General features: G+C 64.4%; 9 protein-coding genes. 3 read left to right on the forward strand and 6 right to left on the reverse strand.

The window, feature by feature from the left end; all coding sequences use genetic code 11:
- Positions 1-89: 89 nt before the first annotated feature.
- Both P5705_RS02620 and P5705_RS02625 read right to left on the reverse strand, forming a co-directional pair.
- Positions 90-929, reverse strand: a complete 840-nt coding sequence (locus P5705_RS02620) for a mechanosensitive ion channel family protein (RefSeq protein WP_277459451.1) — start codon at positions 927-929, stop codon at positions 90-92.
- 113 nt (positions 930-1,042) lie between these two features.
- Positions 1,043-1,528 carry a YajQ family cyclic di-GMP-binding protein gene (locus tag P5705_RS02625; RefSeq protein ID WP_011535522.1) on the reverse strand — a complete coding sequence of 162 codons (486 nt, stop codon included), beginning with the start codon at positions 1,526-1,528 and terminating at the stop codon, positions 1,043-1,045.
- A gap of 99 nt (positions 1,529-1,627) precedes the next feature.
- On the opposite strand from P5705_RS02625, the gene P5705_RS02630 reads away from it, so the two are divergent.
- From P5705_RS02630 to P5705_RS02640, 3 genes are read left to right on the forward strand one after another with little or no spacing between them, the layout of a single operon-like run.
- Positions 1,628-2,545 carry a putative 2-dehydropantoate 2-reductase gene (locus P5705_RS02630; RefSeq protein ID WP_277459453.1) on the forward strand — a complete coding sequence of 306 codons (918 nt, stop codon included), beginning with the start codon at positions 1,628-1,630 and terminating at the stop codon, positions 2,543-2,545.
- A gap of 37 nt (positions 2,546-2,582) precedes the next feature.
- Positions 2,583-4,604 carry an ATP-binding protein gene (locus P5705_RS02635; RefSeq protein ID WP_277459454.1) on the forward strand — a complete coding sequence of 674 codons (2,022 nt, stop codon included), beginning with the start codon at positions 2,583-2,585 and terminating at the stop codon, positions 4,602-4,604.
- Position 4,605: 1 nt separating this feature from the next.
- Positions 4,606-5,172, forward strand: coding sequence for a cob(I)yrinic acid a,c-diamide adenosyltransferase (locus P5705_RS02640; RefSeq protein WP_277459455.1), 567 nt, complete (start codon positions 4,606-4,608; stop codon positions 5,170-5,172).
- 76 nt (positions 5,173-5,248) lie between these two features.
- On the opposite strand, the gene P5705_RS02645 is transcribed toward P5705_RS02640, so the two are convergent.
- From P5705_RS02645 to secA, 4 genes are all read right to left on the reverse strand, one after another.
- On the reverse strand, positions 5,249-6,193 hold the full coding sequence (locus P5705_RS02645; RefSeq protein WP_277459456.1) for a Nudix family hydrolase: 945 nt from the start codon (positions 6,191-6,193) through the stop codon (positions 5,249-5,251).
- Positions 6,190-6,822 (reverse strand): glutathione S-transferase family protein, encoded by a 633-nt coding sequence (locus tag P5705_RS02650; RefSeq protein WP_277459457.1) that lies wholly within the window; start codon positions 6,820-6,822, stop codon positions 6,190-6,192. Before P5705_RS02650 ends, P5705_RS02645 begins: the two co-directional genes overlap by 4 nt.
- A gap of 120 nt (positions 6,823-6,942) precedes the next feature.
- A complete protein-coding gene (argJ, locus tag P5705_RS02655) occupies positions 6,943-8,160 on the reverse strand; it encodes a bifunctional glutamate N-acetyltransferase/amino-acid acetyltransferase ArgJ (protein WP_277459458.1) in 1,218 nt (405 codons plus the stop codon).
- A 167-nt stretch (positions 8,161-8,327) separates the two neighbouring features.
- Positions 8,328-11,066, reverse strand: coding sequence for a preprotein translocase subunit SecA (secA, locus tag P5705_RS02660; protein ID WP_277459459.1), 2,739 nt, complete (start codon positions 11,064-11,066; stop codon positions 8,328-8,330).
- Positions 11,067-11,511 lie beyond the last annotated feature (445 nt).

Here is an 11,511-nt window from a genome sequence, read left to right on the forward strand (position 1 = left end):
TGTAATGGCCTGAAAAGCAGCGCGGGGCAAGCCCGCTCCCACGATGTCGGTAGGAGCGGGCTTGCCCCGCGATGGAAAACGACGCGGTGTTACTGGACAGCGGTTTCCTGCACCACGCGAATCACCCGCTGCGGGAACGGAATGTCGATGCCTTCGGCCTTGAGCCGGTCACGGGCATGCTCATTGAGCATGAACAGCACATCCCAGTAATCCGGGGTCTTGACCCAAATGCGCAGAGACACGGTGATGGAACTGTCGCCCAGCGTCGAAACCACCGCCTGCGGTGCCGGGTCCTGCAGGACTCGCGGGTCCTGGGCCAGCTCCAGCAGTACGTTGCGCGCCTTCTGCAAGTCGGCGTCATAGTCGACACCCACATCGAACACAACCTTGCGGGTCGGCTGGCGGTTGGTGTTGGTGATGATGCCGTTGGACAGGCTGCCGTTGGGCAGGATCACGGTCTTGTTGTCACCGGTGCGTACCACTGTGTGGAAGATCTGGATGCTGTCCACGGTGCCCGCGATACCCTGGGCCTCGATCCAGTCGCCGATACGGAACGGGCGGAACATGAGAATCAGCACCCCACCCGCGAAGTTCGCCAGGCTGCCTTGCAGGGCCAGGCCGATGGCCAGGGTGGCACCACCAATCGCCGCTACGAACGACGTCGTCTCGATGCCGATCATCGAGGCCACGCTGATCACCAGCATCACTTTCAGCGCGATATTCGACAGCGTGCTGATGAACCCCTGCAACGCCGCGTCGGCACGCAGGCCGACCAGCTTGCCCAGGCGGGCGCTGAGCTTGTTGATGATCCACCAGCCGATGGCCAGGGTCAGCAGCGCCAGCAGAAGGCGGCTGCCGTACTCCATGATCAAGGGAATCCAAGTCTGCGATTGACGGACCAACTGATCGACTTCAGCGTTCAAATCCATATTTTTCTCCTGATGCCGAGCGGCACGTACACAATGAAGCAGGCCGCGAAACGAAAGCGGCCCGGGCCCCGATGGACATCACTACGCCATCAAGGTTCCGGGCCGGCGCGCGATCAGTCGCGGAAGTTGTTGAACTGCAGCGGCATGTCGAATTCCTTGGTACGCAGCAGGGCGATGGCTTCCTGCAGGTCGTCACGCTTCTTGCCGGTCACGCGCACCTGCTCGCCCTGGATGGCAGCCTGTACCTTGAGCTTGCCATCCTTGATGGTGGCGACGATCTTCTTGGCCAGGTCCTTGTCGATGCCTTCACGGAACTTGGCTTCCTGCTTCTTTTCCTTGCCCGAGGCGTAGGGGTCCTTGGTTTCCAGGCACTTGACGTCGATCTTGCGCTTGACCAGCGCCAGGCGCAGGATTTCCAGCATCGCTTCGAGCTGGAACTCCTCCTCGGCGGTCAGCAGCACGGTCTGTTCCTTGTCCTTGAACTCGAAGGTACCTTTGCCTTTGAGGTCATAGCGGCGATCGAGGTCCTTGATGGCGTTGTCGACAGCGTTCTGCACTTCGTGCTTGTCCAGTTCCGATACCACGTCGAACGAAGGCATGGGTGTTCTCCAGAAAAGAAAGCGCGCTCGTCTGAAGATGGAGCGCGTCGGGTTTGATGGTTAAAATGCGGACTCATTATAACGGGTTGCGAAACGCAGATGAGCAGCACCTGGCACATTCTCGGCGCCGGTAGCCTCGGCAGCCTCTGGGCCTGCCGCCTGGCCCGCGCCGGCAAGGCGGTCCGCCTGGTCCTGCGCGATCCGCAGCGCCTGGCCGCCTATCAAGCCGCAGGCGGGCTGACCCTGATCGAGCAGGATCACGCCAGCCATTACGCGATTCCCGCCGAAACCGGCGATGCGCCTGGCCCGATCCATCGCCTGCTGGTCGCCTGCAAGGCCTACGACGCCGCACCCGCCGTGGCACGCCTGGCCCCGCGCCTGGCCGATGGCGCGCACGTCGTGCTGTTGCAGAATGGCCTGGGCAGCCAGGACGAGGTGGCCGACCAGGTACCCCATGCCCGTTGCATCTTCGCCTCGAGCACCGAGGGTGCATTCCGTGAAAGCGACTGGCAGGTGCGTTTTGCCGGCCAGGGTTTCAACTGGCTGGGCGACCCCGGCAACCCCGCCACACCGGGTTGGTGGGGTGACCTGGGCGATGCCGGGATCCCGGCCGAGTGGAGCGTCGACATCCTCCCCCGCCTGTGGCGCAAGCTTGCGCTCAACTGCGCGATCAACCCGCTCACCGTGCTGCACGACTGCCAGAACGGCGGCCTGCTCGGCCACCTGGCCGAAGTCGACCAGCTGTGCGACGAGCTGGCCGAACTGCTGCGCCGCTGCGGTCAGCCCAAGGCCGCCGATGACCTGCACGAGGAAGTGCAACGGGTCATCCTCGCCACGGCGGCCAACTACTCTTCCATGTACCAGGACGTCCACCATGGCCGGCGCACCGAAGTCCACTACCTGCTTGGTCATGCCTGCCGCGCCGCTGAGCGCCATGGCGCGGCCGTACCCCGGCTGGAACACCTGCACCAGCGCCTGGTCGATAGCCTGAAGGCTCGCGGCCTGCCCAGCGCCTGATGCCCCCCACCCAACGGAGATGGAAACCGCCTTGCCCATGACCTTGCGCCAACGCCTGGACAACCTGCCGGTCGGGCAGAAACTGCTGGCGGCCTTGCTGGTGCTGCTGGTCACCATCCTGCTGGTGGCCAACCTGGCGTTCATCAGCGCCGCCTACTGGATCACCCAGGACAGCATGGCGCCCCAGGCCCTGCAGACCATCGGCAAGCTGGTGTCCAACCCGCAGTTGTCTTCGCAGGCCGGGGACTCGCCCGACACCGCCAATGCACTGCTCAAGGAGCTCGACAGCTACTCGCAGCTGCGCGCCGCGGCCATCTACGCCAGCGATGGCCGCCTGCTTGCACAGCTTCAGCACGGCGACACGCTCACCCTGCCCAAGCGCTTTCGCAATATCGACGGCTGGCGGCTCATGGAGTTTCGCAGCACCCAGCTGATCCGCCTGCCCCGCGATGGCGGCCCACCCGCGCACCTGCTGCTGGTGGCCAGCAGCGAACTGCCCACCGCGTTCTATACCGGCACCCTGTCGGCCAGCCTGGCCATCCTGGTGTTCAGCGTGCTGCTGTGGCTGGTCATCGCCCGCCAGATCAAGCGCCTGATCACCCTGCCGATCAACCGCCTCGAGGAGCTGACGCGCCAGGTCACCCGCGAAGAGAGCTACGCCCTGCGCGCCAAGCGCGGCAATGACGACGAGATCGGCAGCCTGGCCGAGGCATTCAACACCATGCTCTCGCGCATCGAAGCCCGCGAGCAGCAGCTCAAGCGCACCCGTGACGAGTTCCAGTCTGCCTACGACCAGGCCCAGGGCCTGGCCGAGGAAACCCGCCACACCAACCGCAAGCTGGAGCTGGAAGTCCAGGTGCGCAGCAAGATCGAGAAAAAGCTCACGGGCTTCCAGAACTACCTCAACAGCATCATCGACTCCATGCCCTCGGCGCTGATCGCCCTCGACGAGCAGCTCTATGTCACCCAGTGGAACCATGAGGCCACGGTGCTTTCCGGCACGCCCCTGGACGAAGCGCTGAACCAGCCGATCTTCCTCGCCTTCGAGCCCCTCAAGCCGTTCCTGCCGCAACTGAAGGAGAGCGTGGAGAAACACCGGGTGGCGAAGATCGAACGAATCACCTGGCCCAAGGACGACGACCTGCGCCACTACGCCCTGACCTTCTACCCGTTGACCGGCGGTGGTGGGCGCGGCGTGGTGATCCGTATCGACGACATCACCCAGCGCCTGTCCCTGGAAGAAATGATGGTGCAGTCGGAGAAGATGCTCTCGGTCGGCGGGCTGGCCGCAGGCATGGCCCACGAGATCAACAACCCGCTGGGGGCGATCCTGCACAACGTGCAGAACATCCGCAGGCGCCTGTCACCGGAACTTGCACGCAACCAGGAACAGGCCGCCGAACTGGGCATCGACCTGCCAAGCGTGAACCGCTACCTGGACAGCCGCGAAGTGCCGCAACTGCTCGACGGCATCCAGCAGGCCGGTGCGCGGGCGGCGAAGATCGTCACCCACATGCTCAGCTTCAGCCGCCGCAGCAACCGCCAGCTGGTGCCCTGCGAGCTGCCGGCGCTGATCGACCAGGCGGTGGAGATCGCCGGCAACGACTTCGACCTGACCATCGGTTTCGACTTCAAGGGCCAGGCCATCGTCCGCCAGTTCGACCCGACGCTCGGGCCGGTGCCCTGCACCGCCAACGAGCTCGAGCAGGTGCTGCTCAACCTGCTGAAGAACGCCGCCCAGGCCATCCACCAGCGCCCGCAACCCAGCGAGCCCGGGCGGATCATCCTGCGCACCCGGCTCAACCCGCCGTGGGCGGAGATCCAGGTCGAGGACAACGGCATCGGCATGCCCGAGGCGGTGCGCAAGCGCACCTTCGAACCCTTCTTCACCACCAAGGAGATCGGCCAGGGCACAGGCCTGGGGCTCTCGGTCTCGTACTTCATCATCACCAACAACCACAAGGGGCAGATGGAGGTGCAGTCCACGCCCGGCCAGGGCACCTGCTTCACCCTGCGCCTGCCCCTCGGCCAGCCGGCCGCCAGCAAGACGGAGGCATGACATGGGCTACCGCCTGTCGAAGATCTACACCCGTACCGGGGACAAAGGTGAAACAGGGCTGGGCGATGGCCGCCGGGTGCCCAAGGACCATCCCCGCATCGAGGCGATCGGCGAGGTGGACAGCCTCAACAGCCAGCTCGGGGTGCTGCTGGCGGGGCTGTCCGACGCCGGGCTGGCTGAGGTGTTCGAGGTACTGGCGCCCTGTCAGCACCGCTTGTTCGACCTTGGGGGCGAGCTGGCGATGCCCAGTTATCAGGCATTGAATGACGCGGAAGTCGAACGGCTGGAAGCGGCCATCGATACATGGAACGAAGAACTGGGGCCGCTGAAGAACTTCATCCTGCCCAGTGGTTCGGCGCTGGTGGCCCAGGCCCATGTGTGCCGCAGCCAGGCGCGGGCCGCTGAACGACGCTGCCAGCAGTTGAATGCCGTGGAACCGATGGAGGGCGTCGGGTTGGCGTATATCAACCGGCTGTCGGACCTGTTGTTCGTGGCGGCACGGATCATCGGGCGACGCCAGGGGGTGGCCGAAGTGTTGTGGCAACCCGCTGGAAAACCACAAGCCTGAACAGCTTCGCCGGCAAGCCGGCTCCTACAGGGATTGCACATGCCCGTAGGAGCCGGCTTGCCGGCGAACAGCCCATTCAAGCCTCAGGCCAGAAAGCCCGGATCCCCGCAACGCCTTGTGCTCCGACTTCCCATGCCCGCTCTCGCTCACCTGGCCCGACACCGCCCAGCAGGTACACAGGATGGCTGATCCCGGTGATCAGCCGCTGCGCCTCATCCCACCCCAGCGGCATGGCATCGGGATGGGTCTGGGTCGCCTGCACCGGTGACAGGGTGACGAAGTCCACCCCCATCTGCTCGGCCAGTGCCAGTTCCTCGGCGTTGTGGCAGGACGCCGCCAGCCAGCGTTCTTTCGGGAACGGCCGCCCTTTCGCGGCATACTTGCGCAGCTGCGCGGCGGTCAGGTGCCAGCCCGCCGACGGGAAATCGCCCAGCCACTCCAACGGCCCCTTGAGCATCAGTTGTGCCTTGCCCGCGCACAGCCCGACCGCGTCCACCGCGATATCGCGGTACTTGGGGTCGTACATGTCGGGGGCGCGCAGCTGGATCAGCCTGATCCCGCTGGCCACCGCCTTCTGGATACCCTTGAGCAACTGCGGCACCTCCAGGCCATCCGGCGTGATCAGGTACTGATCAGGCAGGCGCGCCGCGGCGACGATGGGCTTGTTGGCCTCGGGGAACGCGTACTGGCCCAGGTCACGCGGCGCCACCCAGGCCAGCGGCTGGCCTTCGGCACCATGAGGTTCTCCGGTGAAGGCGTCGACTTCACGCACATCCAGCAGCACTTGCTTGTCCGGATAGTCGTGGCTGACCTTGATCAACGGCCGCGAACGCGTGACCTCGATACCCAGCTCCTCGCGCAACTCGCGGGCCAACGCCGCCTCGATGCCCTCGCCGTCCTCGACCTTGCCACCCGGAAACTCCCACAAGCCGCCCTGGTGTTGCGTGTCGGCGCGACGGGCGATCAGGATACGGCCGTCAGTGCCGCGAATGACCGCGGCAACCACATGAATCCGTTTCACCCTTCACGCTCCGCCAGGCCAGCTTTCTGCCAAGCCTGGAACGCAGGCCACTGGTAGATGGTTTCGATGTAGGTGGCCGCCGCGGCCGGTACTTCGACACGGTAGGTGCGCAGGCGCACGGCCACCGGGGCGAAGAAGGCATCGGCGAGGGTTGGCCGGCCGAACAGGAACGGGCCGCTGTCCTTGGCCACCAGGCGGCATTCGTTCCACAAGGCGACGATGCGATCGATATCGACCTGCACGTCCAGTGGCACCTCATCCAGCGCCTGGTCGCGGGACAGGTCGAAAGGCATTGCGCCGCGCAAGGCGAAGAAGCCGCTGTGCATCTGCGCGCAAGCCGAACGGGCCTGGGCACGGGCGGCAACGTCCTCGGGCCAGAGCCTGGCCTCGGGGTGCTGCTCGTTGAGAAATTCGGCAATGGCCAGCGAGTCGGCGATCACGCCGTGCTCGGTCTTGAGCAAGGGCACCTTGCCAGTCGCCGAGAACGCGAGGAGGCGCTGGCGGGTGTCTGGCTGGTTGAGCTTGACCAGGGTTTCTTCGTAGGGGGCGCCGGCCAACTCGAGGGCCAGGGCGCCGCGTAGCGACCAGGAGGAATACAACTTGTCGCCGATGATCAGGTGGTAGCTCATGAAGCTGCTCCATCAGGTTCGGATACGAGGGGCTGCTGCGCAGCCTTCGCCGGCAAGCCGGCTCCTACGGGCATCGCGCCACTCTGCAGGAACCGGCTGGCCGGCGAACAGGCCGGTGAATCAAGTACGGTATTCGGCGTTGATCTTCACGTATTCGTGGGACAGGTCTGTGGTCCAGATGGTTTCGCTGCACTGGCCGCGGCCCAGCTCGATGCGAATGGTGATCTCTTCCTGGGCCATCACCGCCGAACCCTGCGCCTCGGTGTAGCTCGGGCTGCGGCCGCCCTGGCTGGCGATGCAGACGTTGTCCAGGTACACGTCGATCAGGCTGACATCCAGCGCCGGGACGCCCGCACGGCCGACTGCGGCCAGAATGCGGCCCCAGTTGGGGTCGGAGGCGAACAGCGCGGTCTTGATCAGCGGCGAGTGCGCCACGGCGTAGCCGACGTCCAGGCATTCCTGGTGATTGCCACCGCCGTTGACCTGCACGGTGACGAACTTGGTCGCGCCTTCACCGTCACGGACGATGGCCTGGGCCACGTCCATGCACACCTCGAACACCGCATTCTTCAGCGCCTCGAACAGCGCGCCGCTGGCCTCGGTAACCTCAGGTACATCGGCCTTGCCGGTGGCGATCAGCATGCAGCAGTCGTTGGTCGAGGTGTCGCCATCGATGGTGATGCGGTTGAACGACTTGTTGGCGCCGTCCAGCATCAGGTCTTTCAGCACCGCCGGTGCGACCTTGGCGTCGGTGGCGATGTAGCCCAGCATGGTCGCCATGTTCGGGCGAATCATGCCCGCGCCCTTGCTGATGCCGGTGACCGTGATGGTCTTGCCGTCGAACTGGAACTGACGGCTGGCGCCCTTGGGCAGGGTGTCGGTGGTCATGATGCCGGTGGCGGCTTCGGCCCAGTGGTTCTCGGACAGGTTGTCCAGGGCGGCCTGCAGCGCGCCTTCGATCTTCTCGACCGGCAGCGGCTCGCCGATCACACCGGTGGAGAATGGCAGTACGGACTCAGCAGGTACGCCAGCCAGCTCGGCCAGCTTGGCGCAGGTGCGCTCGGCCGCGGCCAGGCCTGGCGCGCCGGTGCCGGCGTTGGCATTGCCGGTGTTGGTCAGCAGGTAGCGCACGGTGCCCTGCACGCGCTGCTTGGAGAGGATCACCGGGGCGGCGCAGAAGGCATTCAGGGTGAACACGCCAGCCACGCTGGAGCCTTCGGCACAGCGCATCACCACCACATCCTTGCGCCCAGGGCGCTTGATGCCCGCCGAGGCGATACCGAGTTCGAAACCGGGAACCGGGTGCAGGGTGGGCAGGGGACCAAGACCAACAGCCATTAGAGCGCTCCTAGAAATTTCGCGGGGAATTTAAGCGGGCCGCTTTGCGGCCCTTTCGCGGCACAAGGCCGCTCCTACAGATCCTGGTGCGGAACCTGTAGGAGCGGCCTTGTGCCGCGATGGGCTGCAAAGCAGCCCGGGGTTTTCAAGCCAACAGTGCAGTCAGATCATTCGATCTGACCGTGGCAATGCTTGAACTTCTTGCCCGAACCGCACCAGCACGGCTCGTTGCGGCCCAGCTTCTGGTCATTGCGCACAGGCGCCGTGGCGACGGCGACTTCGGCGCCCTCCTCGCTGGCCTGCAGGTCGCTCTCCATGCCTGGAGCGGCGGCGTGCTGGAACTGCATGCGGCTGGCCAGCTCCTCGGCTTCGCGGCGCAGACGGGCTTCTTCTTCCGCCGGGTCCTCGCGGCGAACCTGGACGTGCGACAGCACGCGGATGGTGTCGCGCTTGATCGACTCCAGCAATTCCTGGAACAGGGTGAAGGACTCGCGCTTGTACTCCTGCTTCGGGTTCTTCTGCGCATAGCCGCGCAGGTGGATACCGTGGCGCAGGTGGTCCATGGTCGACAGGTGGTCTTTCCACAGGTCGTCCAGCACACGCAGCAGGATCTGCTTCTCGAAGGTACGCAGCGCGTCCTCGCCAGCCTGATCTTCCTTCTCGTTGTAGGCGTCGGTGATTTCCTTGATCAGCTTCTCGCGCAGGGTCTCCTCGTAGAGGTGATCGTCCTCGTCGAGCCACTGCTGGATCGGCAGTTTCATGGCGAAGTCGCTGGCCAGCGAGGCTTCCAGGCCTGCCACGTCCCACTGTTCAGGCAGCGATTGCGGCGGGATGTGCTGGCTGATGGTGGCGTCGAGCACTTCCTGGCGGAACTCGCCGATGGTGTCGCCGATGTTCTGGGCCGCCAGCAGGCTGTTGCGCATGTGGTAGATCACCTTGCGCTGTTCGTTGGCCACGTCATCGTATTCGAGCAGCTGTTTACGAATGTCGAAGTTGCGGCCTTCGACCTTGCGCTGCGCCTTTTCGATGGCGTTGGTCACCATGCGGTGCTCGATCGCCTCGCCGGACTGCATGCCCAGTGCCTTCATGAAGTTCTTCACCCGGTCGGAGGCGAAGATACGCATCAGGCTGTCTTCCAGCGACAGGTAGAAGCGGCTGGAGCCAGCATCGCCCTGACGGCCGGCACGGCCACGCAATTGGTTGTCGATGCGGCGGGACTCGTGGCGCTCGGAAGCGATCACGTGCAGGCCACCGGCCTCCAGCACCTGCTGGTGACGTTTCTGCCAGTCGGCCTTGATCTGCGCGATCTGCTCGGGGGTCGGATTGTCCAGGGCTGCCACTTCAGCTTCCCAGTTACCGCCCAGCAGGATGTCGGTACCACGGCCGGCCATGTTGGTGGCGATGGTCAGCGCGCCCGGGGCACCGGCCTGGGCGATGATCTCGGCTTCCTTCTCGTGGTACTTGGCGTTCAGTACCTTGTGGTCGATCCCTTCCTTCTTGAGCAGGTTGGACATGTGCTCGGAGGTTTCGATGGTCGCGGTACCGACCAGCACTGGGCGGCCCAGGGCCATGCTTTCCTTGATGTCGGTGATGATCGCCGCGTACTTCTCGTCGGCGGTCAGGTACACCAGGTCGTTGAAGTCCTTGCGGGCCAACGGCTTGTTCGGTGGGATGACCATCACGTTGAGGTTGTAGATCTGGGCGAACTCGAACGCCTCGGTGTCGGCGGTACCGGTCATGCCCGACAGCTTGGTGTAGAGACGGAAGTAGTTCTGGAAGGTGGTCGAGGCCAGGGTCTGGCTTTCGGCCTGGATGTTCAGGTTTTCCTTCGCCTCGATGGCCTGGTGCAGGCCTTCGGACAGGCGGCGGCCCGGCATGGTACGGCCGGTGTGCTCGTCGATCAGGAGGATCTGGCCGTCCTGGACGATGTATTCGACATTGCGGTGGAACAGCTTGTGCGCGCGCAGGCCGGCGTAGACGTGGGTCAGCAGGCCCAGGTTGTGTGCCGAGTACAGGCTCTCGCCTTCGGCCAGCAGGCCCGACTGCGTCAGCATGTCCTCGATGAACTGGTGGCCGGCCTCGTTCAGTTCGACTTGGCGGCTCTTCTCGTCGATGGTGTAGTGGCCTTCTTGAGTTACCTGGCCTTCGACTTCCTCGATGTGTTGCGTCAGGCGCGGGATCAGGCGGTTGATCTCGATGTACAGCTTGGAGCTGTCCTCGGCCTGGCCGGAGATGATCAGCGGGGTGCGCGCTTCGTCGATGAGAATGGAGTCGACTTCGTCGATCACCGAGAAGTTGAGCTCGCGCTGGAACTTCTCGTCCTGGCTGAACGCCATGTTGTCGCGCAGGTAGTCGAAACCGAATTCGTTGTTGGTGCCGTAGGTGATGTCGGCGGCGTAGGCGGCGCGCTTCTCTTCAGGCGGCTGGAAGGCCGAGACGATGCCCACGGTCAAGCCGAGGAACTCGTAGAGCGGACGCATCCAGTTGGCGTCGCGGCGGGCCAGGTAGTCGTTCACCGTGACCACGTGCACGCCCTTGCCGGACAGCGCGTTCAGATAAACGGCCAGGGTACCGACCAAGGTCTTGCCTTCACCGGTGCGCATTTCTGCGATCATGCCTTCGTGCAGGGTCATGCCGCCGATCAGCTGGACATCGAAGTGGCGCATGCCCATCACGCGCTTGCCGGCCTCACGGGCCACGGCGAAGGCTTCAGGCAACAGCTGGTCCAGTGATTCGCCTTTGGCCAGGCGCTCCTTGAACTCTGCGGTCTTGCCCCGCAGCTGCTCGTCGGAGAGGGCCACCATCTTCTCTTCGAGAGCATTGACGGCGCTTACCGTCTTGAGCATGCGTTTGATTTCACGCTCGTTCTTGCTTCCAAAAAGTTTTTTTAACAAAGGCGCAAACATATCGGCAGGATCTTCCACACGTAGGGATGGAGGGCGGCCCCATGAGTCGCCCGTGCAGCCCTGAGGCCGCATGCGAACGAGCATTCTACCCGGAAACGATGGTGAGGAAAGTGGTGGATTTCCACGATGCTGGCACAGCGCTTTTAGGGGGCCTGACTAACATAGGGGCTTTTCGCGCAAGTTCAAGGTGCGGGAAGATGAAACGTATCGAGAATGACTTGCATCAATATCCAAGCCCTGCCGGTGCCTGTGCGGGCCCTTTCGCCGGCAAAGCCGGCTCCTACAGGTACGGCGCCGATCTTGAGATGGCACGGTGTTCCCGTGAAGAGGCCAGCGCAAGGGCATCTGTTAGACTGTCGGTCTTGTCACCACCTGCGCACTTCCATGGCCTACAAACCCTCCCCTGCCCGCCCGCCCGCCGCCCTGCTGCGCCAGGCCCGCCCGC

It is taken from the genome of Pseudomonas entomophila (genome assembly GCF_029478665.1).
GTDB classification, from domain to species: domain Bacteria; phylum Pseudomonadota; class Gammaproteobacteria; order Pseudomonadales; family Pseudomonadaceae; genus Aquipseudomonas; species Aquipseudomonas entomophila_F.

What these genes read in the sequence shown, in the direction of transcription:
- P5705_RS02620 (WP_277459451.1), bottom strand. Translation starts at nt 929, where the DNA reads ATGGATTTGAACGCTGAAGTCGATCAGTTGGTCCGTCAATCGCAGACT.
- P5705_RS02625 (WP_011535522.1), bottom strand. Translation starts at nt 1,528, where the DNA reads ATGCCTTCGTTCGACGTGGTATCGGAACTGGACAAGCACGAAGTGCAG.
- P5705_RS02630 (WP_277459453.1), top strand. Translation starts at nt 1,628, where the DNA reads ATGAGCAGCACCTGGCACATTCTCGGCGCCGGTAGCCTCGGCAGCCTC.
- P5705_RS02635 (WP_277459454.1), top strand. Translation starts at nt 2,583, where the DNA reads ATGACCTTGCGCCAACGCCTGGACAACCTGCCGGTCGGGCAGAAACTG.
- P5705_RS02640 (WP_277459455.1), top strand. Translation starts at nt 4,606, where the DNA reads ATGGGCTACCGCCTGTCGAAGATCTACACCCGTACCGGGGACAAAGGT.
- P5705_RS02650 (WP_277459457.1), bottom strand. Translation starts at nt 6,822, where the DNA reads ATGAGCTACCACCTGATCATCGGCGACAAGTTGTATTCCTCCTGGTCG.
- argJ (WP_277459458.1), bottom strand. Translation starts at nt 8,160, where the DNA reads ATGGCTGTTGGTCTTGGTCCCCTGCCCACCCTGCACCCGGTTCCCGGT.
- secA (WP_277459459.1), bottom strand. Translation starts at nt 11,066, where the DNA reads ATGTTTGCGCCTTTGTTAAAAAAACTTTTTGGAAGCAAGAACGAGCGT.